The organism is Paraburkholderia sp. Cy-641 (assembly GCF_011752945.1).
GTDB lineage: Bacteria > Pseudomonadota > Gammaproteobacteria > Burkholderiales > Burkholderiaceae > Paraburkholderia.
On record NZ_VWWM01000071.1, the window covers coordinates 13,698 to 36,104 of the forward strand.

General features: G+C 65.3%; 23 protein-coding genes, 1 other RNA gene and 1 pseudogene. 12 read left to right on the forward strand and 13 right to left on the reverse strand.

Annotated elements, in window-relative coordinates:
- Positions 1 to 57: 57 nt before the first annotated feature.
- Genes F3J20_RS27865 through F3J20_RS27875 form a run of 3 tightly spaced genes read left to right on the forward strand, consistent with a single transcriptional unit; the run spans position 58 to position 2,197 of the window.
- The gene (locus F3J20_RS27865; RefSeq protein ID WP_167285453.1) at positions 58 to 798 is read left to right on the forward strand and encodes an amino acid ABC transporter permease; all 741 of its coding nucleotides are present in this window, start codon (positions 58 to 60) and stop codon (positions 796 to 798) included.
- The gene (gene gltK / locus F3J20_RS27870) at positions 798 to 1,475 is read left to right on the forward strand and encodes a glutamate/aspartate ABC transporter permease GltK (protein WP_167040536.1); all 678 of its coding nucleotides are present in this window, start codon (positions 798 to 800) and stop codon (positions 1,473 to 1,475) included. Before F3J20_RS27865 ends, gltK begins: the two co-directional genes overlap by 1 nt.
- On the forward strand, positions 1,472 to 2,197 hold the full coding sequence (locus F3J20_RS27875) for an amino acid ABC transporter ATP-binding protein (RefSeq protein ID WP_167040538.1): 726 nt from the start codon (positions 1,472 to 1,474) through the stop codon (positions 2,195 to 2,197). Before gltK ends, F3J20_RS27875 begins: the two co-directional genes overlap by 4 nt.
- 152 nt (positions 2,198 to 2,349) lie before the next feature.
- Here F3J20_RS27875 and F3J20_RS27880 read toward each other — a convergent pair whose 3' ends face one another.
- Entirely contained in the window at positions 2,350 to 3,291 is a 942-nt protein-coding gene (locus F3J20_RS27880; RefSeq protein ID WP_167040541.1) for a class II glutamine amidotransferase, read from the reverse strand.
- Positions 3,292 to 3,459: 168 nt separating this feature from the next.
- Between F3J20_RS27880 and pyrC the strand changes: the two genes are divergently transcribed.
- The 3 genes from pyrC to rnpB all read left to right on the forward strand — a co-directional run bounded on the left by pyrC (position 3,460) and on the right by rnpB (position 6,166).
- Positions 3,460 to 4,521: a dihydroorotase gene (pyrC, locus tag F3J20_RS27885; RefSeq protein ID WP_167285454.1), complete on the forward strand. Its 1,062-nt coding sequence runs from the start codon at positions 3,460 to 3,462 to the stop codon at positions 4,519 to 4,521.
- Between the two features lie 293 nt (positions 4,522 to 4,814).
- On the forward strand, positions 4,815 to 5,639 hold the full coding sequence (locus F3J20_RS27890) for a DUF3025 domain-containing protein (RefSeq protein ID WP_205299394.1): 825 nt from the start codon (positions 4,815 to 4,817) through the stop codon (positions 5,637 to 5,639).
- Positions 5,640 to 5,752: 113 nt separating this feature from the next.
- An RNA gene (rnpB, locus tag F3J20_RS27895) (RNase P RNA component class A) lies at positions 5,753 to 6,166 on the forward strand.
- Positions 6,167 to 6,242: 76 nt separating this feature from the next.
- Here the strand turns inward: rnpB and F3J20_RS27900 are convergent.
- A complete protein-coding gene (locus F3J20_RS27900) occupies positions 6,243 to 6,665 on the reverse strand; it encodes an OsmC family protein (protein WP_025602559.1) in 423 nt (140 codons plus the stop codon).
- Positions 6,666 to 6,764: 99 nt separating this feature from the next.
- Positions 6,765 to 7,304: a hypothetical protein gene (locus F3J20_RS27905; RefSeq protein WP_167285456.1), complete on the reverse strand. Its 540-nt coding sequence runs from the start codon at positions 7,302 to 7,304 to the stop codon at positions 6,765 to 6,767.
- On the opposite strand from F3J20_RS27905, the gene rplM reads away from it, so the two are divergent.
- The 3 genes from rplM (at position 7,303) to erpA (ending at position 8,803) form a co-directional block, all read left to right on the forward strand.
- Positions 7,303 to 7,731, forward strand: a complete 429-nt coding sequence (gene rplM, locus F3J20_RS27910) for a 50S ribosomal protein L13 (RefSeq protein WP_013090508.1) — start codon at positions 7,303 to 7,305, stop codon at positions 7,729 to 7,731. The two genes, F3J20_RS27905 and rplM, sit on opposite strands and share 2 nt — an antisense overlap.
- 11 nt (positions 7,732 to 7,742) lie before the next feature.
- Positions 7,743 to 8,135 (forward strand): 30S ribosomal protein S9, encoded by a 393-nt coding sequence (gene rpsI, locus F3J20_RS27915; RefSeq protein ID WP_008919630.1) that lies wholly within the window; start codon positions 7,743 to 7,745, stop codon positions 8,133 to 8,135.
- 302 nt (positions 8,136 to 8,437) lie between these two features.
- A complete protein-coding gene (gene erpA / locus F3J20_RS27920; protein ID WP_075302778.1) occupies positions 8,438 to 8,803 on the forward strand; it encodes an iron-sulfur cluster insertion protein ErpA in 366 nt (121 codons plus the stop codon).
- Between the two features lie 128 nt (positions 8,804 to 8,931).
- On the opposite strand, the gene F3J20_RS27925 is transcribed toward erpA, so the two are convergent.
- Positions 8,932 to 10,062, reverse strand: coding sequence for an anhydro-N-acetylmuramic acid kinase (locus F3J20_RS27925; protein ID WP_205990200.1), 1,131 nt, complete (start codon positions 10,060 to 10,062; stop codon positions 8,932 to 8,934).
- A gap of 260 nt (positions 10,063 to 10,322) precedes the next feature.
- Between F3J20_RS27925 and tyrS the strand changes: the two genes are divergently transcribed.
- From tyrS to F3J20_RS27940, 3 genes and pseudogenes are all read left to right on the forward strand, one after another.
- Positions 10,323 to 11,573, forward strand: coding sequence for a tyrosine--tRNA ligase (tyrS, locus tag F3J20_RS27930; RefSeq protein ID WP_167040551.1), 1,251 nt, complete (start codon positions 10,323 to 10,325; stop codon positions 11,571 to 11,573).
- 69 nt (positions 11,574 to 11,642) lie between these two features.
- Positions 11,643 to 12,088 (forward strand): annotated as a pseudogene (gene dtd, locus F3J20_RS27935) (D-aminoacyl-tRNA deacylase).
- Between the two features lie 152 nt (positions 12,089 to 12,240).
- Complete coding sequence (locus tag F3J20_RS27940; RefSeq protein ID WP_167285458.1) at positions 12,241 to 12,915, forward strand: histidine phosphatase family protein; 675 nt, start codon at positions 12,241 to 12,243, stop codon at positions 12,913 to 12,915.
- Positions 12,916 to 13,126: 211 nt separating this feature from the next.
- Here the strand turns inward: F3J20_RS27940 and F3J20_RS27945 are convergent, their stop codons facing one another.
- From F3J20_RS27945 to F3J20_RS27985, 9 genes are all read right to left on the reverse strand, one after another.
- Positions 13,127 to 14,185, reverse strand: coding sequence for an oxygenase MpaB family protein (locus F3J20_RS27945; RefSeq protein ID WP_167285459.1), 1,059 nt, complete (start codon positions 14,183 to 14,185; stop codon positions 13,127 to 13,129).
- 52 nt (positions 14,186 to 14,237) lie between these two features.
- Complete coding sequence (gene ruvB / locus F3J20_RS27950; RefSeq protein ID WP_167040559.1) at positions 14,238 to 15,299, reverse strand: Holliday junction branch migration DNA helicase RuvB; 1,062 nt, start codon at positions 15,297 to 15,299, stop codon at positions 14,238 to 14,240.
- Between the two features lie 30 nt (positions 15,300 to 15,329).
- Positions 15,330 to 15,911: a Holliday junction branch migration protein RuvA gene (gene ruvA, locus F3J20_RS27955; protein ID WP_167040561.1), complete on the reverse strand. Its 582-nt coding sequence runs from the start codon at positions 15,909 to 15,911 to the stop codon at positions 15,330 to 15,332.
- Between the two features lie 105 nt (positions 15,912 to 16,016).
- Positions 16,017 to 16,559, reverse strand: a complete 543-nt coding sequence (gene ruvC / locus F3J20_RS27960; protein WP_167040564.1) for a crossover junction endodeoxyribonuclease RuvC — start codon at positions 16,557 to 16,559, stop codon at positions 16,017 to 16,019.
- A 334-nt stretch (positions 16,560 to 16,893) separates the two neighbouring features.
- Positions 16,894 to 18,459 (reverse strand): bifunctional phosphoribosylaminoimidazolecarboxamide formyltransferase/IMP cyclohydrolase, encoded by a 1,566-nt coding sequence (gene purH, locus F3J20_RS27965; protein ID WP_167285460.1) that lies wholly within the window; start codon positions 18,457 to 18,459, stop codon positions 16,894 to 16,896.
- Positions 18,460 to 18,513: 54 nt separating this feature from the next.
- Positions 18,514 to 18,747 (reverse strand): Fis family transcriptional regulator, encoded by a 234-nt coding sequence (locus F3J20_RS27970; protein WP_008919619.1) that lies wholly within the window; start codon positions 18,745 to 18,747, stop codon positions 18,514 to 18,516.
- Positions 18,744 to 19,820, reverse strand: a complete 1,077-nt coding sequence (gene dusB / locus F3J20_RS27975) for a tRNA dihydrouridine synthase DusB (RefSeq protein ID WP_167040570.1) — start codon at positions 19,818 to 19,820, stop codon at positions 18,744 to 18,746. Before dusB ends, F3J20_RS27970 begins: the two co-directional genes overlap by 4 nt.
- Positions 19,821 to 20,076: 256 nt before the next feature.
- On the reverse strand, positions 20,077 to 21,417 hold the full coding sequence (locus tag F3J20_RS27980; protein ID WP_167285461.1) for a UbiH/UbiF/VisC/COQ6 family ubiquinone biosynthesis hydroxylase: 1,341 nt from the start codon (positions 21,415 to 21,417) through the stop codon (positions 20,077 to 20,079).
- 43 nt (positions 21,418 to 21,460) lie between these two features.
- Positions 21,461 to 22,407 (reverse strand): M24B family metallopeptidase (locus tag F3J20_RS27985; protein WP_167285462.1); only part of this gene is annotated, 947 nt, incomplete at its 5' end.

Sequence of the window (22,407 nt, forward strand, 5' to 3'; positions counted from 1 at the left end):
GAACGGAACGGAAGGGGCCACGAGCTTCTTCCGTTTCTTTTTGCCGGAGTCTTGGTCATGTCATATCACTGGAACTGGGGCATTCTGCTGAGTCCCGTCTCCACGGGCGAGCCGACCACCTACCTGGGCTGGCTGCTGTCGGGGCTGTGGGTGACGGTTACCGTGTCGCTGTCGGCATGGGTCATCGCGCTGCTCGTCGGGTCGTTGTTCGGTGTGCTGCGCACGGTGCCGAACAAATGGGCGTCGGGCATCGGCACCGTGTATGTCGCGATTTTCCGCAACATTCCGCTGATCGTGCAGTTTTTCATCTGGTATCTCGTGATACCGGAGTTGCTGCCCGCGTCGCTCGGCAACTGGTTCAAGCAACTGCCGCCGGCCGCGCAGTTCTTTTCGTCTTCCATTCTGTGCCTCGGGCTCTTCACTGCCGCGCGCGTGTGCGAGCAGGTGCGCTCGGGCATCAACGCGCTGCCGCGCGGCCAGCGCGCGGCCGGTCTCGCGGTGGGCTTCACGCAATGGCAAACGTATCGCTACGTGCTGCTGCCGGTCGCGTATCGCATCATCGTGCCGCCGCTCACCTCGGAGTTTCTGAACATCTTCAAGAACTCCGCGGTCGCCTCGACGATCGGCCTGCTCGATCTGTCCGCCCAGGCGCGTCAGCTCGTCGACTACACCTCGCAAACGTATGAGTCGTTCATCGCGGTCACGGTCGCGTACATGCTGATCAACCTGATCGTGATGCAACTGATGCGCTGGGTCGAAGCGAAAACCCGGCTGCCCGGCTATATCGGAGGCAAGTGATGCATCATTTCGACTGGAGCGGTATTCCGGGCGCACTGCCTACGCTATGGACCGGCGCCATCGTCACGCTCGAGATCACGCTGATCGCGATCGTGTTCGGCATCGTCTGGGGCACCATTCTCGCGATGTTCCGGCTGTCGTCGTTCAAGCCGCTCGAATGGTTCGCAAAGCTCTACGTGACGATCTTCCGTTCGATCCCGCTCGTGATGGTCCTGCTGTGGTTCTTCCTGATCGTGCCGCAGGTGCTGCAAAGCGTGCTCGGGCTGTCGGCCGACATCGACATCCGGCTCGCCTCGGCAATGGTCGCGTTCTCGCTGTTCGAGGCCGCGTACTACTCGGAGATCATCCGCGCCGGCATTCAGGCGGTGCCGCGCGGCCAGGTCAACGCGTCGTTCGCGCTCGGCATGACCTACGGGCAGGCGATGCGCCTCGTCGTGCTGCCGCAGGCGTTTCGCGCGATGGTGCCGCTGCTGCTCACGCAGGGCATCGTGCTGTTTCAGGATACGTCGCTCGTCTACGTGATCAGCCTCGCCGACTTCTTCCGTACCGCCACGAATATCGGCGATCGTGACGGCACAAATGTCGAGATGGTACTGTTCGCGGGCGCGGTTTATTTCGTGATCTGCGTGATCGCGTCGAGCCTTGTCAAAGGTCTTCAGAAAAAGGTCGCAAGATGATCTCTATCAAGAATGTTTCGAAGTGGTACGGCCAGTTCCAGGTGTTGACCGACTGCACGACGGAAGTCAACAAGGGTGAAGTGGTCGTGGTGTGCGGACCGTCCGGTTCGGGCAAGTCCACGCTGATCAAGACCGTCAACGGGCTCGAACCGTTCCAGAAGGGCGAGATCGTCATCAACGGCCAGTCGCTGACCGATAAGAAGACCAATCTGTCGAAGCTGCGCTCGAAGGTCGGCATGGTGTTCCAGCATTTCGAGCTGTTCCCGCATCTGTCGATCGTGCAGAACCTCACGCTCGCGCAGATCAAGGTGCTCGGCCGCTCGAACGACGAAGCGACCGCGAAGGGCCTCAAGCTGCTCGAACGCGTGGGCCTGCGCGCGCATGCGGACAAGTATCCGGGGCAACTGTCGGGCGGTCAGCAGCAGCGGGTGGCGATTGCGCGCGCGCTTTCCATGGACCCGATCGCGATGCTGTTCGACGAACCGACCTCGGCGCTCGATCCGGAGATGATCAACGAAGTGCTCGACGTGATGGTCGAACTCGCGCAGGAAGGCATGACCATGATGTGCGTGACGCACGAAATGGGCTTCGCGAAGAAGGTCGCGCATCGCGTGATCTTCATGGACAAGGGCTTGATCGTCGAAGACGACCGCAAGGAAGACTTCTTCGCGAACCCGAAGTCGGATCGGGCCAAGGACTTTCTCGCGAAGATTCTGCACTGAGATCGCGGGTTCGCTCGCGGGTCGAGTGGGGTGGTCCGCAGGCGCCGGGTCGCAACGCAAAAAAGCCGCTCCAGGGAGCGGCTTTTTTGTTGCGGCTGCTTGCTGCCAGACCGGCGCTGGTTCGCTTTGGCGGTTTGGTTGGCGGCAGCGGCTTACGATTCGAACGCCGCCGCATCGTCGGCGGCTTCGAGATCGGTGTCGCTTTCCGCCGGCGCGACAGCCGTGCGCACGTTGTTCGATGCCGCGAGCGTGGTTGCCGAAGCCGAGGCGTCGAGCGCGGGATTGCGCAGCTTTTCGCGCACCGAGGCCGGCACCGGAATGTTGGCGCGGCCGATCACCTCGCCATGCTGGAACATCAGCAGATCGCCCGGCTCGAACGCGGTCCACACTTCGTTGTCGGTGAGCGGCTTGGTCGCGATCACCGCGACGCGGTCTTCCGGCGTCGTGTACTTGGCGAAGTCGATCGAGACGTCGGCGTCGACCAGATGCGCGGTCGAAAACGGCCAGCGCCGCACGATGTAGTGCAGATGCGTCGAGCAATGCGCGAACAACGCCTGGCCGTTCGACATCAGGAAGTTGAACACGCCGTACTGCGTGACGTCGCGCGTGAGCGTCTCGAGCGCCGCGAACAGTTCCTCGAGCGGCGGCTGCGCGCCCGGGAAAGTCTTGCGCAGACCTTGCAGCAGCGCGCAGAACGCGAGTTCGCTGTCGGTCGTGCCGACCGGCTGATACAGGCCCGTCAACTGCGGCGCATAGTCTTGCAGGTCGCCGTTATGCGCGAAGATCCAGTGACGTCCCCACAGTTCGCGCATGAACGGGTGGCAGTTTTCGAGCAGGATGTGCCCTTGCGTCGCCTTGCGGATATGCGCGATCGTGTTTTTCGATTTGATCGGGTAGCGCTTGACCATCTCGGCGATCGGCGAGGTGGCCGACGATTGATGGTCGATGAACAGGCGGCAGGCTTTGTCTTCGAAGAAGGCGATACCCCAGCCGTCGGCGTGATGATCGGTGACGCCGCCGCGCGCCGCGAAGCCGGTAAAGGAGAACGTGACGTCCGTGGGCGCGGCGCAGTTCATTCCGAGAAGTTGACACATGTTGCGGTGAGCCTGGGAACGGGGCGAGCCGTTACAATGACGATTCCCAAGCATATCACCGAGGCGAAGCCGCCAAATAGCAAAATTGACGTGTGTTCGGGCCGCAACAGGGCGGTTTGACCGGGTCGATCGGCTGTGCGCGTGAAGTCTCGTTCCCCCCTTCTTGCCATGACCGCTTCCAACGTTTCCCCTGCTTCCATCACGCTCGTCCGCCCGGACGACTGGCACCTGCACGTGCGCGACGGCGCGATGCTCGCGGCCGTGCTGCCTGACACCGCGCGCCAGTTCGGCCGCGCGATCATCATGCCGAACCTGAAGCCGCCGGTCACGACCACGGCGATGGCCGCGGCGTACCGCGAGCGCATCGTCGCCGCGCTGCCCGACGGGGCGAAGTTCGAGCCGCTGATGACGCTGTACCTGACCGACAACACGCCGCCCGACGAAATCCGCCGCGCGCGCGAAAGCGGCTTCGTGCATGGCGTGAAGCTCTACCCGGCAGGCGCGACGACCAACTCGGACGCGGGCGTCACCGACCTCATGAAGTGCGCGAAGACGCTCGAAGCGATGCAGGAAACCGGCATGCCGCTGCTCGTGCACGGCGAGGTGACGGATTCGGAGATCGACCTGTTCGATCGCGAGAAGGTTTTCATCGACCGTGTGATGACGCCGCTGCGCCGCGCGTTTCCGGCGCTGAAGGTCGTGTTCGAGCACATCACGACGAAGGACGCGGTCGACTACATCCGCGAAGCCGGCGAGGCGCCGGAACTGCTGGGCGCGACGATCACGGCGCACCACCTGCTGTACAACCGCAACGCGATTTTCCAGGGCGGCATTCGTCCGCATTACTACTGCCTGCCGGTGCTGAAGCGCGAGACGCATCGCGTCGCGCTCGTCGAGGCGGCGACGTCGGGCAATCCGCGCTTCTTCCTCGGCACCGACAGCGCGCCGCATGCGAAGGGGCTGAAGGAGCACGCGTGCGGCTGCGCGGGCTGCTACACGGCACTGCACGCGCTCGAACTCTATACCGAAGCCTTCGACAAGGCCGGCGCGCTCGACAGGCTCGAAGGCTTTGCGAGCTTTTACGGCGCGGATTTCTACGGCTTGCCGCGCAACACGGAGAAGGTCACGCTGCGTCGCGAGGAATGGACGCTGCCGGCCGAGTTGCCGGCCGGCGACACGCCGGTCGTGCCGCTGCGCGGCGGCGAGTCGATCGGCTGGCGGCTGGTTTGAGGTCGGGCTAGATGCGCGAGCGTGGGGCGGGGCGCGAGGTTGGCCCGCGGATCGTGGATGCGGTGACGTCTGACGCAGTGCCTGGCGTTGCGCATGAAATGGCGCTGAAAGCCGCTCCCGCAGTAGGGCGTGACGCTGCGCCCAGAGCAGCGCCTGAACAACTTATGTCCGACGTGTCATCTGAATCAGCGCCGAAGTCCGGGCACGCAGTTGCGCACAAAGCCGGGCAGGAAGTCTTGCAGGAAGCCGCGCATGAGAAGGCCGCGAAAGCCTCTCCTGTAGCCGGGCAGGCAATGGCACCCGAAGCGCCGCCGCCAGGCTTTGCCGCCATCGACTGGTCGAGGCCCTGGTTCGCGCAATTCGCCGCGCGCGGCCGGCGCTGGCAGCAAGCCGCGCTGACCGGCTATGCGGACCTGCTCGCCGTGATGAATGCCGATGCCGCACAGATGCGGCAGACCACCGGCCGCGGCCAGCGCCTCGCGTTCATCGCGCAGGACGATCTGCCGCCGGGCGCTGCGTACGAGGCGCATATCGCCGCGACCGGCTGCGTGCCGACGCGCCACAATCTGCACGACTTCTTCAACGGCTCGATGTGGTTCGCGTTTCCGCGCATCAAGGCGGCGTTGAACGCGCGGCAGTCGGCGGCGATCGACGCACTCGGCGTCGGTCCGACGCGCGGCGGCGTGCGCGACATGCTGACCCTCTTCGACGAAAACGCGCTGCTGTTCGCCTGCGCCGATCCCGCTTTGAGCGCCGCGCTGCGCGGCTTCGACTGGCAAACGCTGCTGGTGGGCCGGCGCGACGCGTGGGGCCGTCGCTGCGAAGTGCGCTGCTTCGGCCATGCGCTGCTGGAAAAACTGATCGCGCCATTCAAGGGCTGTACGGGCCATGCATGGATCGTCGACGTGCCGGCCGGGTACTTCGAGTGGGACGCCGCCGCGCGCGACGCGTGGCTCGACGAAGCGGTCAGTGCGGCGTTGCTCGGCACCGAAGCGTTGACGAGCCGCCTGTTCGCGCCGCTGCCGGTGCTCGGCATTCCGGGCTGGTGGTCCGGGAACGAAGCGCCCGCGTTTTATGACGACGCCTCCGTATTCCGCTCGGGGCGCCGCAAGCGCTAGACGCGTGGCTGGCGCCGGCGAGTGTTCCGCCATTCGAGCGGGCCGCCTGACTTGCCGGTTGCCGCAGCCGCGCGCGGGCGGCCGCGCCGTTCGATGTTAAAATCCGTGCCAGCAAAGCAGGCCAGGCAGTCGCGGCCTCGGCGGTTTTGGCCGACGAGGGCGAGGAAAGTCCGGACTCCACAGGGCAGGGTGATGGCTAACGGCCATCCGTGGCGACACGCGGAACAGGGCAACAGAAAGCAAACCGCCGATGGCCCGGCGCAAGCCGGGATCAGGTAAGGGTGAAACGGTGCGGTAAGAGCGCACCGCGGCTGTCGCAAGGCAGACCGGCACGGTAACCTCCACCCGGAGCAATTCCAAGTAGGCAGGCGCGCATCTTCGAGATGCAGGATGGGGCCCCCATCTCGTCTGCGGGTAGGAAGCTTGAGCGCGTCAGCAATGGCGCGCCTAGAGGAATGGCTGCCACGCGCGTCGTGTCTTCGGGCGCTACGCGTGCACAGAATCCGGCTTATCGGCCTGCTTTGCCACCCAACAAAAAATGCCGGCGTCCGTGGGGACGCCGGCATTTTCATTTGGCTCGCCGGTTGCGGCGTGCCGCTACGCTCAGTTTGCGACGATGTCGAACGAGTGCGTGAGTTCGGCGGTCTTCGCGATCATGATCGACGCCGAGCAGTATTTGTCGTGCGACAGGTTGATCGCGCGTTCGACGGTGGCCGGGTTCAGATTCTTGCCGGTCACGGTGAAGTGGAAGTGGATCTTCGTGAACACCTTCGGGTCTTCGCTTGCGCGTTCGGCCTTCAGCGTCACCGAGCAGCCGGCGATTTCCTGGCGGCTCTTCTTGAGGATCATCACGACGTCGTAGGCGGTGCAGCCGCCCGTGCCGAGCAAAACCATTTCCATCGGACGCGGCGCGAGGTTGCGGCCGCCGCCTTCAGGCGCGCCGTCCATCGCGACCAGATGGCCGCTGCCCGTCTCGGCCGCGAATGCCATCCCGTCTTGCCCCATCCAGCTTACTTTGCATTCCATGCTGTCACTCCACCGCGCATAGCTATATCGAGACGGCATTGTAGCCCGGTGTTTGACAATCCGCGCAGAGCCTGGCCCAGTTCGGGTTATGCGCCATGGCTATGTGGATGCTGCGGCGCCGCATCCATGCGGAATCCGGGAATATCCGGGCCGGTTTAGGGGTTTTACTCTAGGCGATGCCCGATGCGGTCTGGATATCCAAAGCTTTGAGGCTTGATCCCAAAGGACATTTTTCGATTTCAGATTGATCTGGTAATTTTTCGAATTATGAAAATTCATCTCACAATGCAAATATTCTTGCGTTGCACAAGGGCGGCTCATATAATTTCCCCATCGTTGCAGCAGTTCTGCAACTTCCGCTGTCTCCTCCACCTCCTCCTTTGGTGGATTAAACCCGAACCGCTCGTTCGGGTTTTTTTTCGCCCAGCTGGATCCCCGCTTGAGACCCCATTGGGGACCCCACGGCGGCACGCCTATCGCAAGTTTTGACTTGGCCGTGCAAATTCCTTTATAATTCAGGGCTTTTCCGCATCCGCGCCCGCGGAGGAAGAACCAGGGAGAGCCTGCACGCGCCTCGATGCGCACACTACAAGCAGGAAAAAAACACATTGGGCGCAGCAATTTTTTTGGATCGATCATGAAGACGTTTTCCGCAAAAGCCCATGAGGTGACGCGCGAATGGTACGTGATTGACGCGACGGATAAGGTTCTCGGGCGTGTCGCCAGCGAAGTGGCACACCGTCTTCGCGGCAAGCACAAGCCTGAATTCACTCCCCACGTCGACACCGGTGATTTCATCATCGTTATCAACGCTGGCAAGCTGAAGGTCACGGGCAACAAGGTTACCGACAAGAAGTACTACCGTCACTCGGGCTACCCGGGCGGTATCTATGAAACGACGTTCGGCAAGATGCAGGAACGCTTCCCGGGCCGCGCGCTCGAGAAGGCGGTCAAGGGCATGCTGCCGAAGGGCCCGCTCGGCTACGCGATGATCAAGAAGCTGAAGGTCTACGCTGACGCAACGCATCCGCATTCGGCACAACAGCCGAAGGCGCTCGAGATCTAAGGGGAGCCCACATGATCGGTAACTGGAATTACGGCACGGGCCGCCGCAAGAGCGCCGTCGCACGCGTGTTCATCAAGGCAGGCAAGGGCGATATCGTTGTGAACGGCAAGCCCATCGCCGACTACTTCTCGCGCGAAACGTCGCTGATGATCGTGCGCCAGCCGCTGGAACTCACGAACCACGGCACCACGTTCGACATCAAGGTCAACGTGACGGGCGGCGGTGAAACGGGTCAAGCCGGTGCGGTTCGCCACGGCATCACCCGCGCGCTGATGGACTACGACGCAACGCTGAAGCCGGAACTGTCGAAGGCTGGCTTCGTTACGCGTGACGCTCGTGAAGTCGAACGTAAGAAGGTCGGCTTCCACAAGGCACGTCGCCGCAAGCAATTCTCGAAGCGTTAATCGCTTCGGGTGCAAGCCGGCTCCTCAGCCGGTTTGCAGCAAAAGCCGCCAACGCTTCATGCGAAGGCGGCTTTTTTTATGGTTTTGTCGGGGTTCAGGGCCGCGCGCGAGCTCCCGTTCGATGACGCGGCGAATCGGCCGCCACGGCGGCGGTAGCCGCAGTGGCGTTGTTGTGCCCGTCCAGGCTGACGGCCAACGCACTGTCCGACGGCTGCAACGGAAGAACCCATTGATTTTGTGGGCTTCAGCACGATATTCAGATCAGCCCTACAATAGCGGCTAAAGCTTTTTGGAGAGTTCGAATGAACGCAGTCACCGATACCCCCGTGACCGAGATGCCCGCCCCCTTCGTCTTCACCGACGCAGCGGCTGACAAGGTCAAGCAACTGATCGAAGAAGAAGGCAATCCGGAGCTCAAGCTGCGCGTGTTCGTGCAGGGCGGCGGCTGCTCGGGCTTTCAATATGGTTTTACGTTCGACGAAGCCATCAACGAAGACGACACCGTGATGAACAAGAGCGGCGTCCAGCTGCTGATCGACTCGATGAGCTACCAGTACCTGGTTGGCGCCGAGATCGACTACAAGGACGACATCAACGGCGCGCAGTTCGTCATCAAGAACCCGAACGCGACCACCACCTGCGGTTGCGGTTCGTCGTTCTCGGTCTGAGCACGGCGACACGCCGTTTCAAGTCTTAGCTCGTATGGAAAACGGGGCCTGCATAGGCCCCGTTTTTTTATTGCCCGCCTGTCGCGCCGCGCGATCGTGCCCCGCGGACCCGCTTTACCCGATCATCTTCAGCGCGGATAGATCGCGCCCAACACACGCTCGTCCGAGGCTCCCGTGACGCCCGGCAGATTGCCCGGCAGCCGCGCGACGCAGCGCATCGCGAGCCATGCGAAGGCGAGCGGCTCGACCTGGCTCGGCGGCACGCCGAGCGCGTCGGTCGTCATCACCGGTACGCCGCTCACGCCGCTGTCTTCGAGCGCCTGCTGCAATGCCTTCAGTATCTCCGGATTGCGTGCGCCGCCGCCGCACACGTACACCGCGCGGACATCGGACGCATGCCGCTCGATTTCGCGCGCCACCGTCACCGCGGTCAGCGCGACCAGCGTCGCCTGCACGTCGGCTGGATCGAGTCCGACGAACGGCGCGAGTTTCGCGTCGAGCCAAGCGGTATTGAACAGGTCGCGGCCGGTGCTTTTCGGCGGCTGCTCCGAGAAGAACGGCTCGTCGAGCAGCGCGTTCAATAGCTTGCGATCGACCTCGCCGCTCGCCGCAAAATGGCCGTTTTCGTCAAATGGCTTGCCGAGATGGCGTTCGGCCCATGCGTCGAGCAACGCGTTGGCGGGGCCGCAATCGAAGCCGCGCACGCTGCCGGTCGCGTTCAGTATCGTGATATTGCTGATGCCACCGAGGTTGCAGACCACCCGCGTCTCGTTTTTCGCGCCGAACACCGTCGCGTGAAAAGCCGGCACGAGCGGCGCACCCTGGCCGCCGGCGGCGACGTCGCGGCTGCGGAAATCGGCGATCACGTCGATATGCGTCATCTCCGCGAGCAGAGCCGGATTGTTGATTTGCCGCGTGTAGCCTTTTTCCGGCCGATGCCGCACGGTTTGCCCGTGCACGCCGATCGCGCGGACTTCCTCGGCCGACAGGTGGCTGCCGCGCAGCAGTTCGTGGCAGCACACGGTGTAGCGCGTCGCGAGCGCGTTGGCGGCCAGCGCTTCGCGCTCGATCTCGTTGTCGCCGGGCTGCTGGAGTGCGAAGAGCGCCTCGCGCATCCCGGCCGAGAAGCCGACGAAGGCCTCGGCCAGCACTTCCGGCGGCTTTCCGTCGGCAAACCGGACGGCCACGCCGTCCACACCGTCCATGCTCGTACCCGACATCAATCCGAAATAGATGCCGTCTGCGGGGTCTTGCGCCACGTCGCTGCTCCTCTCGATGTTCATTGCGATTCGTTGTAGCAGATTATCGACGCTCGCGCGGCTGAATATCAGCACCGGTACAGACATCGCACGGGCAGCACGCGCCCGCCACGCGTGCATCACGCTTGCGTCGCTCCCCTGCGCCGGGCACACGTCGAGCGAAAAATTGCCGCTTGCCAGGCCGTCCGAGGCGTGTCGGTGGGCGCGGCGGCGCGCATCTATGGGACAATCCTGTTTTTTCGCGACTTCACGTTTCCAGCATGAGCACCGAGTCCACCAAGCCCAATTCCGCTACTGCCCTTCCGCTCACCGACGAAGTCCGCCATGCGCTCGCCGTCACCAAGCGCGGCGTCGACGAACTGCTGATCGAAGACGAATTCGCGCAAAAGCTCGCGCGGAGCGCGGCAACCGGTAAGCCGTTGCGCATCAAGCTGGGGCTCGATCCGACCGCGCCCGACATCCACATCGGCCACACGGTCGTGCTCAACAAGATGCGCCAGTTGCAGGACCTCGGCCACACGGTGATTTTCCTGATCGGCGATTTCACCTCGCTGATCGGCGACCCGTCCGGCCGCAACGCGACGCGCCCGCCGCTCACGCGCGAGCAGATCGAATCGAATGCGAAGACCTATTTCGAGCAGGCCGCGCTCGTGCTCGACCGCGACAAGACCGAAATCCGTTACAACAGCGAATGGTCGATGCCGCTCGGCGCCGACGGCATGATCAAGCTCGCGTCGCGCTACACGGTCGCGCGTATTCTCGAACGCGAAGACTTCACGAAGCGCTTCCAGGGCGGTGTGCCGATCTCGATCCACGAATTCCTCTATCCGCTGATGCAGGGCTACGACTCCGTCGCGCTGAATGCGGACCTCGAACTCGGTGGCACGGACCAGAAATTCAACCTGCTGGTCGGCCGCGAGCTGCAGAAGCAGTACGGCCAGGAGCAGCAGTGCATCCTGACGATGCCGCTGCTCGAAGGGCTCGACGGCGTCGAGAAGATGTCGAAGTCGAAGAACAACTACATCGGCATCAGCGAAAAGCCGACCGATATGTTCGGCAAGCTCATGAGCATTTCCGACACGCTGATGTGGCGTTACTTCGAACTGCTGTCGTTCCGTCCGATGGACGAGATCGCCGGCTTCCGGAAAGAGATCGAAGCGGGTCGCAATCCGCGCGACTTCAAGGTGCTGCTCGGCCAGGAAATCGTCGCGCGCTTCCATTCGCAGGCCGATGCCGAGCGCGCGCTCGAAGACTTCAATCATCGCGCGAAGGGCGGCGTGCCCGACGATATCCCGGCGGTGACGCTCGCGGGCGCACCGCTTGCGATCGGCCAGTTGCTGAAGCAGGCCAACCTCGTGCCGTCGACGAGCGAAGCGCTGCGCAACATCGAGCAGGGCGGCGTGAAGATCGATGGCGCGACGGTGTCCGACAAGGGCCTGAAGGTCGAGGCGGGCGAGTATGTCGTGCAGGTCGGCAAGCGCCGCTTCGCACGCGTGACGCTCACAGCGTAATCGCGCAGTGCACGCGCAACGCCGCTCGCTTGTCGTGACGACGCGCAGCCCGCGCCCGGAGCCGCGCCGATGATCGCGCTGATCCAGCGCGTGCGGCGCGCCGAAGTGCGCGTCGTGGACGGTGAAAGCGAGCGCGTGACCGGCGCGATCGACGCGGGTCTGCTCGCGCTTGTCTGCGCCGAGCGCGGCGACACCGAGGCGGCAGCCGACAAGCTGCTGGCCAGGGTGCTCGGCTATCGCGTATTCAGTGACGCGGCCGGCAAGATGAATCTCTCCGTGCAGAATGTCGACGGCGCGGGCCGCGCGGGCGGTTTGCTGCTCGTGTCGCAGTTCACGCTCGCGGCCGATACCAACAGCGGCCTGCGCCCGACGAAGGCAAGCGCCTGTTCGATTACTTCGTCGCGGCCGCGCGCGCGAAGCATCCGGTGGTCGAGACCGGCGAGTTCGGCGCGAACATGCAGGTGTCGCTCGTCAACGACGGGCCGGTCACGTTCTGGCTGCAGACCCACGCATAAGTGGGTTTCAGCGCGCGCCCATGCGCGCCGTTTGCGGGCCTGCTCGATCGAAGCGTGTTCCGGCGCGCAGCCACCGCAACTCAGGCGCGGCCGTCGCTTTTTGCGACAATAGCCGTTCGGCATAACCGGCGAACGGCGCCCACTTCCTTCTCATGACGACGCAGATTCTGTTTATCCGGCACGGCGAGACCGACTGGAACCGCATCAAGCGCATTCAAGGTCACATCGACATTCCGCTCGCGACGACGGGGTTCGCGCAGGCGCAACGTCTCGCGCGGCGTATCGCGCAGGAGGCGCAGCAGGGTGCGCGGCTCGACGCGATCTATGCGAGCGATCTGCAACGCGCGCAGCAGACCGCCCAGCCGATCGCCGAGGCGCTCGGCCTGCCGCTACAGTTGCGCGAGGGCTTGCGAGAGCGTTCGTACGGCGAGTTCCAGGGCCACGACAGCGACGAGATCGCGCTGCGCTTTCCCGACGAATACGCGCAGTGGCAAACGCGCGATCCCGGCTTCACCCCGCCCGAAGGGGAGTCGCAGCGCGTGTTCTACCACCGTGTCGTGCATGCGATCGAGCCGCTTGTCGCGGCGCATCCGGGCGGCCGGATCGCCTGTGTCGCGCATGGCGGCGTGCTCGACTGCGTGCGCCGCTTGGCAACGGGTTTGCCGCTCGACGCGCCGCGCGATTACGCGCTGCTGAACACGAGCGTGAACATCGTGGATTTCGCCGACGGTCACGCGACGATCGTGTCGTGGGGAGACGTCGCGCATCTCGAACCGGCGAGCGCCGCCGACGACGGCTTCAGGAAGGCACCGGAGCCGGGCCGGTAAGCCGGGCGCGCATGACGGTGACGAGGCGGAGGCGTATCTTGGCGCCTCAGCACCTCAGCACCTCAGCACCTCAGCACCTCAGCACCTCAGCACCTCAGCACCTCAGCACCTCAGCACCTCAGTGCCTCAGCACCTCAGTGCCTCAGCACCTCAGCGCCTCAGTGCCGCGCGCTGTATCGCGTGCGCGAGTGCGATCGTCCGCCGGCCCATCTCAAACCGGCTCTGGCGCCGCGGCCGCGCGCCGGCGCGCCCGCTTCGACACCCCATTGACCAACGCCCAGCGGATCACCGGCGCAACGAGCCGCACGCCGGGCCGCGCGAGCGTTCTGCGCAGCGCCGCATAACGAGCGAAGCCGAGCATGTCCTGCGCCCAGTCCGGCAGCAGATCGACGCCGGCGTTGAGCATCAGCGCCCCGGCGGGCCGCATCGCGAAACTCGGTGCCGGCGCGTTCATCAGAATCCTCACGACTTCGCGCGTGCGTTCGCTTGCGACGAGCGCGGGCTGCATCGCGAGCAGATACGCCTCGATCTCGGCGCGCGAGCGCGGAATCTCGGTGGCGCCGAGCATTTCGGCGATGCGCGCGGTTTCCGCGAAGTATTGATCCTGTGCCGCGACGGACAGCATCGGATTCACGTAGCGCAAATGCGCGGTCATGAAGCTCGATACTTCGGCGACATGCACCCACGTCAGCAGCGCGGGTTCGCTCGCCTGGTACGCCTGACCGTCCGGCGCGACACCGCTCACGTCGAGATGGATGCGCCTCACGCGTTCGATCAGCGCGAGCGCGTCGCGCCGGCTGCCGAAAGTCGTGCCGGCGATGAAGGTCGCCGTGCGGCGCAGGCGCCCGAGAATGTCGGTGCGAAACGTCGAGTGATCCCATACGCCCGCGAGCGCGAGCGGGTGCAGCGCCTGGAGCAGCAACGCGCTGATGCCGCCCGTCATCATCGACGTGAAGTCGGCGTGGACTTTCCAGCAGATGGCGTCGGGCCCGAAGAGGCCGGGATCGCCCGGCGGCGAGGAGTAGTCGAGCACCGGGCCGCTGCCGGTCGTCAGATGCGTGACGCCCGAGGCGAGTTTCGAGCGCAGGCGGTGGGTGAGCCGCTGCGCGAAGTTGCCGGAGGGTTCGCCGGCCGGGTTGACGATGGGGTTGCCCGGTGCGCCGGCGGGCTGGTTGCCAGCACCGCTGCCGGCGTTGCCACCGGATTTGTTACCTGAGGTGTCACCCGAGTGGTCGCCTGAGGTGCCGGGCGGTTGCGTCTGGTCGGACATCCTGAGCGGCCTCGCTTGCGGCGGTATCGGCTGAGCCGGCTGACCCGGCGATTCAGTTCGCCGAGTTCCACAGGCCCGGCAGCGCACTCGACGCATCCGGCGCGGCGAGCCCGAAGTGCCGGTAGGTCAGCAGCGTGGCGACACGGCCGCGCGGCGTGCGTTGCAGGAAGCCCTGCTGGATCAGATACGGTTCGAGCACGTCTTCGATCGTGTCGCGCTCCTCGCCGATTGCCGCCGCCAGGTTATCGACGCCGACCGGGCCGCCGTCGAACTTGTGCAGGATCGCTTCGAGCAGCTTGCGGTCCATCAGGTCGAAGCCGACCGCGTCGACGTCGAGCATGCTGAGCGCGGCGTCGGCCACCTGCGCGGTGATGTTGCCGTCGGCCTTCACTTCGGCGAAGTCGCGCACGCGGCGCAGCAGGCGGTTCGCGATACGCGGCGTGCCGCGCGCGCGGCGGGCGATTTCGAACGCGCCGTCCGGATGGATCTGCGCGTTGAGCAGCGCGGCCGACCGCGTGACGATGCGCGCCAGTTCCTCGGCGTTGTAGAACTCGAGCCGCGCGACAATGCCGAAGCGGTCGCGCAGCGGATTGGTCAGCATGCCCGCGCGCGTGGTCGCGCCGACCAGCGTGAACGGCTGCAGGTCGAGCTTGACGCTGCGCGCGGCCGGCCCTTCGCCGATCATGATGTCGATCTGATAATCCTCGAGCGCGGGGTACAGGATTTCCTCGACGACCGGCGAGAGCCGGTGGATTTCGTCGATGAACAGCACGTCGTTGGCTTCGAGATTCGTGAGCAGCGCAGCGAGGTCGCCCGCGCGTTCGAGCACCGGCCCCGACGTTTGCCGCAGATTGACGCCCATTTCGCGCGCAATGATGTGCGCGAGCGTGGTCTTGCCGAGGCCCGGCGGGCCAAACAGCAGCACGTGGTCGAGCGATTCGGAACGGCGTCTCGCGGCCTCGATGAAAATTTCGAGCTGGCCGCGTACCTTCTCCTGCCCGACATATTCTTCGAGCTGGCGCGGGCGCAACGCCCGCTCGAACGCTTCTTCGTTCGGCGAGGCGGGCGTGGCCGCAATGATGCGCTCGGCGGCGAGTTTGTCGGTTTCGATCATGCGCTCATTGTACCGCGCGCGACCCGGGCATCAGCCCTTCGAGAGCGCCTTCAGCGCGAGCTTGATGCCCTCGGAAACGCCGGTGCCGGCCGGCACGTTCTTGATCGCCGCGAGCGCTTCCTTCTCGGAGTAGCCGAGCGCGAGCAGCGCGTTGAGGATGTCGGAGGCATGATCGGATGCCGATGCGGCGCCCGCCATTGCGCCGAGGTCGGCGCCGAGCTTGCCCTTCAGTTCGAGCAGCAGCCGCTCGGCGGTCTTCTTGCCGATACCGGGCACGCGCGTAAGGCGCGCCGCGTCCTGCATCGTCACGGTCTGCGCGAGTTCGGACACGCTCATGCCCGACAGCACCGCGAGCGCCATGCGTGCGCCGATGCCGGAAATTTTCAGCAGTTCGCGGAAGGTCGAGCGTTCCTGCGCGGTGCCGAAGCCGTACAGCAGATGCGCGTCCTCGCGCACGATCATCTGCGTGAGCAGCACGATGCGTTCGCCGGTCGACGGCAGGTTGTAGAACGTGCTCATCGGCACGTCCACTTCATAGCCGACGCCGTTGCAGTCGACGAGCAGATGCGGCGGGTTTTTTTCCAGCAGAACGCCGGCAATGCGACCGATCATGGCGGATTCGATTTTTAGAGTCGTGTGGGAAAGGGCGAGTGTAGCGTAGCGGGCCGGCGGCGCGATGGGGAATTGCGGGAGGCTGCGCCGCAAACCGCGCCTGCGCTAGCCCACGAGGCGTCCGCGCCGCACCCGCAGTCCCTTCTTCGCCAGCGAAGGCGCGATGCCGCCGAGCGTGCCCAGCGTCGAGCCGCCGTGCGCATGGCAGATCGCCATGCCGAGCGCGTCGGCGGCGTCGGTGCCCGGCACGCCCGTGAGGTTCAGCAGACGCACGACCATCTGCTGCATCTGCTCCTTGGTCGCGCGGCCGTAGCCGACCACGGCCTGCTTCAGTTGCAGGGCTGTGTATTCGGCGACCGGCACGCCGCCCGCGACGAGCCCGCAGATCGCCGCGCCCCGTGCCTGACCGAGCAGCAGCGTCGACTGCGGATTGACGTTGACGAAGACTTTTTCGATCGCCGCCTGATCGGGCGAATGCTGGCGGATCAGCGTCGAAATGCCGTCGAAGATGGTGCCGAGGCGCGAGGGCAGATCGGCGTCGGCCGTCTTGATGACGCCGCTCGCGACGTAGCTCAGTGTGTGGCCGTGTTGGTCGATCACGCCGAAGCCGGTCACGCGCAGACCGGGGTCGATGCCGAGAATTCTCATGAGGTGCCGCACATGCGATAAAAACCAGGTGCCTGCGATACTACAACGAACGCGGCGCGTGGCGGTTTGTGGGTGGTGTCGCGGACGGAATAAAACGGTGACGGCGATGCAACACAGTGAGGCAACACAGTGAGGCCAGCCTGGACGCCGCGCCATTGGACGCGTCGCAAGAGCGCGCGGCATCGAATCGGCCGTGCAGGATCGATCGCACCAAAGCAAACGGCCCGGCAGGAACACCCGCCGGGCCGTTTTTTCGACAGTACAGACATCACACGCGCGGCAACCGCCGCCTCACCGTATTACGGCGAAGCAGCGATTCCCCGCCAACCGCCTGTCAATGACGGAAGTGACGCACGCCCGTCAGCACCATCGCGATGTTGTGCTCGTCGGCGGCGCTGACCACTTCGTCGTCGCGCACCGAGCCGCCCGGCTGGATCACGCAGGTCGCGCCCGCGGCGACGACCACGTCGAGACCGTCGCGGAACGGGAAGAACGCGTCCGATGCGACCGCCGAGCCGGTCAGCGTCAGATTGGCGTTCTGCGCCTTGATGCTGGCGATACGCGCCGAATCCACGCGGCTCATCTGGCCCGCGCCGACGCCGAGCGTCATGCCGTTCGCGCAGAACACGATCGCGTTCGACTTCACGTACTTCGCGACGCGCCAGGCGAACAGCAGGTCGTCCATTTCCTTCGGCGTCGGATGGCGCTTGGTGACCACACGCACCTCGCGCGGCTGCACGTTCTTCGAGTCGAGCGACTGCACGAGCAGGCCGCCGCCGACGCGCTTCAGATCGAACGCGTTATGACCGTCGCCGAGCGCGATTTCGAGCAAACGCACGTTCTGCTTCGCCGCGAACACCTGGCGCGCTTCGGCGCTGAACGACGGCGCGATCAGCACTTCGACGAACTGCTTCGCGACCGCTTGCGCGGCCGCTTCGTCGACTTCGCGGTTGAACGCGATGATGCCGCCGAACGCCGAGGTCGGATCGGTCTGGAACGCCTTCGAGTACGCTTCGTGCGCGTTCGCGCCGACCGCGACGCCGCACGGATTCGCGTGCTTGACGATCACGCAGGCCGGCACGTCGAAGGTCTTCACGCATTCCCACGCCGCGTCGGAGTCGGCGATGTTGTTGTACGAGAGTTCCTTGCCTTGCAGCTGGTTGTAGTTCGCGAGCGCGCCGGCCGGCACGGCGAGGTCGCGGTAGAACGCCGCGCTCTGGTGCGGGTTCTCGCCGTAGCGCAGATCCTGCACCTTCTCGTACGCCATGTTGAAGGTAGCCGGGTACGTATTGCGCGACGCGTGCTGCAACTCGTCGGTCAGGCTCGTCAGGTAGTTCGTGATCGCGCCGTCGTACTGCGCGGTGTGCGCGTACACCTTGGTCGCGAGGCGGAAATTCGTCCGGTACGACACTGTGTTGCCGTTCGCGCGCATTTCGTCGAGCACGACCGCGTAGTCGGCCGGATCGACCACCACGGTCACGTCGCGGTGATTCTTCGCGGCCGAGCGCAGCATGGTCGGGCCGCCGATGTCGATGTTCTCGATCGCGTCTTCGAGCGAGCACTCTTCCTTCGAGACGGTCTGCACGAACGGGTACAGGTTTACGACCAGCAGGTCGATGGTCGGAATGTCGTGCTTCTCGAGCGCGGCCATGTGCTCGGGCAGATCGCGGCGCGCGAGGATGCCGCCGTGTACCTTCGGATGCAGCGTTTTTACGCGCCCGTCGAGCATTTCCGGGAAGCCCGTGTAGTCGGCGACTTCGGTAACGGACAGGCCCGCGTCCGCGAGCAGTTTCGCGGTGCCGCCGGTCGACAGGATCTTGATGCCGAGGTCCGACAGCGATTTTGCGAAATCGACGATGCCGGATTTATCGGAAACGGAGATGAGCGCTTGCTTGATCATGATGAAGACGAAAAGCCGAAGGGAAACGTGGCAGGGCGCAGAAACTACAACGCGCTACAGCAAACCGTGTTGTTGCAGCTTCTTGCGCAGCGTATTGCGGTTGATGCCGAGATACTCGGCGGCCAGCGACTGGTTGCCGCCGGCCTGCTCGAGCACCACTTCGAGCAAGGGTTTTTCCACGCATGAGATGACCATGTCGTAGACGTCGTGCGGATTGGAGCCGTCGAGATCCTGGAAGTACACGTCCAGGCTGTCGCGGACGGATTGTTCGATGTTGTTCTTGCTCATGCTGCTAGTCGGTCGGTGTGGTCCTCGTCCTTGCTGTCGAGCCCGGGGTTGCCGGTCGATTCGTCGACGTAGACGAGGCGGTCTGAGATCGCCTTTTGCGCGTCGAAGAACTCGTTGACAGCGAGGAGTTGTTCGCGCGTGGTGTCCAGCGTATTCATGCGATGCCGGAACAGGTTGGCGCCGGAAAGGCCGCGAGTGTACCAGCCGATGTGCTTGCGCGCAGTGCGCACACCGGTAAATTCCCCGTAAAACGCATAGTGATCTTCGAGATGCTCGTTCATCACCTGCTGGATTTCGTCGATGCGCGGCGGCGGCAGCAGCTCGCCCGTCAGCAGGAAATGCCCGATCTCGCGGAACAGCCACGGACGGCCCTGCGCGGCGCGCCCGATCATGATCGCGTCCGCGCCGGTTGCGGCGAGCACCTCGCGCGCCTTGTGCGGCGAGGTGATGTCGCCGTTCGCGACGACCGGAATGCCGACCGCCGCTTTCACCGCGGCGATCGTTTCGTATTCGGCGTCGCCGTGGTACAGGTCGGCGCGCGTGCGGCCGTGCACGGTCAGCATCGAGATGCCGGCCGCTTGCGCGAGACGTGCGACGTTCAGCGCGTTTTTGTTCTCGCGATTCCAGCCGGTGCGGATTTTCAGCGTGACGGGCACCGCGTCGGGCCCGACGCCGACCGCGTTCACCACCGCCTCGACGATGCGTTGCACGAGCGGCTCGTTCTGCAGCAGCGCCGAGCCGGCCGCGACGTTGCAGACCTTCTTGGCCGGGCAGCCCATGTTGATGTCGATGATCTGCGCGCCGTTCGCGACGTTGTAGCGGGCGGCCTCGGCCATCATGACCGGGTCCGCGCCGGCGATCTGCACGGCGATCGGCTCGACCTCGCCTTCGTGGTTGGCGCGGCGCATCGTCTTCTCGCTTTTCCACAGCTGCGCGTTCGACGCCACCATTTCCGACACCGCGTAACCCGCGCCGAGCCGTTTGCACAGCTGGCGGAACGGGCGGTCGGTTACGCCGGCCATGGGGGCGACGAACAGGTTGTTACGCAGATTGTGGGAGCCGAGAGTGGGCATGACGTGAGCGCGCTGGCGACGGCCGGGATTTGACAATCATGGCCGCCGATGCAATGCGAAATGCGAGGGAAAACCGCCATTTTAGCGTTAACGGGTTGCCGGGACTCGCCATCTGCGTGTCGTAACCCATTAAATCTTCTATGAAAGTGGGACGATTCATAGAATCGCGCAGTGCGCACGATAGCCCGCCCGAGCGCGGCGCAAACGGCACGCAAATGCCGCGCAAACGCCACGGCCGGGCGAATTTACCGCGCGTCTAACGGCGCTGGCCGAACATCATCTGGCGGGCGAGCGCGGTTTTGACCGGCGGCACGAATTCGAGCGCGGTCAGCGCAAGGCCGCGCATGATCGCGAGTGGCGGGAAGTCGACGGTGAAAAGACGCGCGAGCGTGTCGGTCGCGCCGATCGTCATGCGCCGGTCGAGTGCGCGGCGTTGCGCGAACGTCGCGAGCGCAAGCGGGGTCGGGCCTTCCGCCGAGAGCGCGTCGGCGAGCGCGTGCGCATCGCGCAGGCCGAGGTTGAGGCCCTGGCCCGCCACCGGATGCAGCGTCTGCGCTGCATTGCCGATTGCGACGATGTGGCCGTTCACGAGCGTATCGATGGCGTTGAGCCCGAGCGGGAACGACGCGCGTCCGCGAATCTGCGTGAAGCGGCCCATGCGGTCGCCGAACGCGGCGTCGAGTTCGCCTAGGAACTCGGCGTCGGAGAGCTGCGCGCGGCGCGCGGCTTCCTCGGGCGAGCAGCACCAGACGAGCGCGTAGTCGGCGCCGCGCACGCCGCCCATCGGCAGCAGCGCGATCGGACCTTGCGCGGTGAAGCGCTCCCACGCGACGTGCGGCTGCGGCGTGGACACGGTGACCGTGCCGACCAGCGCGGTTTGGCCGTAGTCGCGCGAGCCGATGCCGTTGGCGCTTTTATCCACACTTCTGGCGACGCCGCGTTTATCGGCGGCGGCGTCGGTGGGGCTGGCGGTGCGCTCGCCGGCCTCTTCTTCCTCGGCATCGCGGCTCGTGTCGCGGGCCGCCTTTCGCGCGGTTTTCTGATCGCCGAACAGGCCGCCCTCGGCGTTCACGAGAATTCGCGTGCGCAACTGCCGCGCGACGCCGGCGGTTTCGATCGGCAGCGTGACGCCGTCGGATTCCTGGGTCGGCGCACCGGCCGAGGTCGAGCGAAACCAGTGGACCTGCGTTGCGTGCACGGCGTCGGCGAGGCCGTGCACGATCGAGCCGTACCGCAGCACGTAGCCGAGCGCGGGCAGGCCGTGCTCGCGATGATCGATCAGCGTGCGGCCGAAGTGACCGCGCTGCGACACGTGGATGCGCTCGATCGCGGTGGCGTCGGCGGGCCAGCGCAGCGGTTCGAGGATCATCCGGCTGCCGTGCGAGACCGCGATTGCGCGCGGATCGGCAATCGAGTCCTCGGGCTCGCGCGCATCGACGAGCGCGATCCTCAGTTCGCGTGTCACGCTGCGGCGCGCGAGCCAGCCGGCGAGCGCGAGACCGACCGGCCCGGCGCCGACGATCGTCACGTCGAAGTCGAACGCCTGCTGGCGCGAGGCGGGCTTCAGGATCACCGCCGAGGGAGAGGCTTCGTTCATCGCCGGTCAGGTCCTGGCTGCATGCGTCGTTTCATGGGGCGCTTCATGCGTCGCTTCCTGCGCGGCGCGCTTCCCGCATCAGCACCTCGATCTCGTCGGCGGCAACCGGCACGTCGCGCGTCATCAGTTCGCAACCGGTGGGCGTCACGATCGCATCGTCCTCGATGCGGATGCCGATGTTCCAGTAGCGCTCGGGCACGCCCTCGGCCGGACGGATGTACAGGCCCGGCTCGATCGTCAGCGTCATCGATGCCTGCAGCGTGCGCCACGGCAGCGCGCCCGCCTCGTCGCGCGGCGCGCCGCGCTCGCGGTAGTCGCCGCAGTCGTGCACGTCCATGCCGAGCCAGTGGCCGGTGCGGTGCATGTAGAACGGCGCGTAGGCGCGCTCGGCGAGCACGTCGTCGAGCGAGGCGAACTTCTCGCGCGGCACGATGCCGGTGTCGAGCAGCCCCTGCGACAGCACGCGCAACGCGGCCTGGTGCGGATCGTCGAAGGTGGCGCCGGCGCGCGTCGCATCGACGGCGGCCTGCTGCGCGGCCAGCACGATGTCGTACAGTTCGCGCTGCGCCGGCGTGAAGCGGCCGCTCGCCGGGAACGTGCGCGTGATGTCGGAGGCGTAGCCGTCGAGCTCGCAGGCCGCGTCGATCAGGATCAGGTCGCCGTCGCGCGCGATCGCGTTGCTGGCCGGGTAGTGCAGCACGCAGGCGTTCGCGCCCGCCGCGACGATCGAGGTATAGGCCGGCGCCTGCGCGCCGAATTTGCGAAACGTGTAGAGCAGTTCGGCCTCGAGTGCGTATTCGCGGATGCCGGGCCGGCACGCGGCCATCGCGCGCCGATGCGCGGCGGCCGAAATCTGCCCGGCGCGGCGCATGATCGCGAGTTCGTGGTCGTCCTTGATGAGCCGCATCTCGTCGAGCAGCGGCAGCAGATCGCGCGCGGCGGCGGGCGCGGCGACGCCGCCGCGGCCTTGCGCGCGCACTGCGTCGAGCC

What these genes read in the sequence shown, in the direction of transcription:
- ruvC (WP_167040564.1), bottom strand. Translation starts at nt 16,559, where the DNA reads ATGAGAATTCTCGGCATCGACCCCGGTCTGCGCGTGACCGGCTTCGGC.
- F3J20_RS27875 (WP_167040538.1), top strand. Translation starts at nt 1,472, where the DNA reads ATGATCTCTATCAAGAATGTTTCGAAGTGGTACGGCCAGTTCCAGGTG.
- F3J20_RS27905 (WP_167285456.1), bottom strand. Translation starts at nt 7,304, where the DNA reads ATGATCGATCCAAAAAAATTGCTGCGCCCAATGTGTTTTTTTCCTGCT.
- rplM (WP_013090508.1), top strand. Translation starts at nt 7,303, where the DNA reads ATGAAGACGTTTTCCGCAAAAGCCCATGAGGTGACGCGCGAATGGTAC.
- tyrS (WP_167040551.1), top strand. Translation starts at nt 10,323, where the DNA reads ATGAGCACCGAGTCCACCAAGCCCAATTCCGCTACTGCCCTTCCGCTC.
- F3J20_RS27890 (WP_205299394.1), top strand. Translation starts at nt 4,815, where the DNA reads ATGGCACCCGAAGCGCCGCCGCCAGGCTTTGCCGCCATCGACTGGTCG.
- pyrC (WP_167285454.1), top strand. Translation starts at nt 3,460, where the DNA reads ATGACCGCTTCCAACGTTTCCCCTGCTTCCATCACGCTCGTCCGCCCG.
- purH (WP_167285460.1), bottom strand. Translation starts at nt 18,459, where the DNA reads ATGATCAAGCAAGCGCTCATCTCCGTTTCCGATAAATCCGGCATCGTC.
- F3J20_RS27880 (WP_167040541.1), bottom strand. Translation starts at nt 3,291, where the DNA reads ATGTGTCAACTTCTCGGAATGAACTGCGCCGCGCCCACGGACGTCACG.
- F3J20_RS27970 (WP_008919619.1), bottom strand. Translation starts at nt 18,747, where the DNA reads ATGAGCAAGAACAACATCGAACAATCCGTCCGCGACAGCCTGGACGTG.
- ruvB (WP_167040559.1), bottom strand. Translation starts at nt 15,299, where the DNA reads ATGATCGAAACCGACAAACTCGCCGCCGAGCGCATCATTGCGGCCACG.
- F3J20_RS27980 (WP_167285461.1), bottom strand. Translation starts at nt 21,417, where the DNA reads ATGAACGAAGCCTCTCCCTCGGCGGTGATCCTGAAGCCCGCCTCGCGC.
- F3J20_RS27865 (WP_167285453.1), top strand. Translation starts at nt 58, where the DNA reads ATGTCATATCACTGGAACTGGGGCATTCTGCTGAGTCCCGTCTCCACG.
- F3J20_RS27945 (WP_167285459.1), bottom strand. Translation starts at nt 14,185, where the DNA reads ATGTCCGACCAGACGCAACCGCCCGGCACCTCAGGCGACCACTCGGGT.
- dusB (WP_167040570.1), bottom strand. Translation starts at nt 19,820, where the DNA reads ATGCCCACTCTCGGCTCCCACAATCTGCGTAACAACCTGTTCGTCGCC.
- F3J20_RS27940 (WP_167285458.1), top strand. Translation starts at nt 12,241, where the DNA reads ATGACGACGCAGATTCTGTTTATCCGGCACGGCGAGACCGACTGGAAC.
- ruvA (WP_167040561.1), bottom strand. Translation starts at nt 15,911, where the DNA reads ATGATCGGTCGCATTGCCGGCGTTCTGCTGGAAAAAAACCCGCCGCAT.
- F3J20_RS27900 (WP_025602559.1), bottom strand. Translation starts at nt 6,665, where the DNA reads ATGGAATGCAAAGTAAGCTGGATGGGGCAAGACGGGATGGCATTCGCG.
- erpA (WP_075302778.1), top strand. Translation starts at nt 8,438, where the DNA reads ATGAACGCAGTCACCGATACCCCCGTGACCGAGATGCCCGCCCCCTTC.
- gltK (WP_167040536.1), top strand. Translation starts at nt 798, where the DNA reads ATGCATCATTTCGACTGGAGCGGTATTCCGGGCGCACTGCCTACGCTA.
- rpsI (WP_008919630.1), top strand. Translation starts at nt 7,743, where the DNA reads ATGATCGGTAACTGGAATTACGGCACGGGCCGCCGCAAGAGCGCCGTC.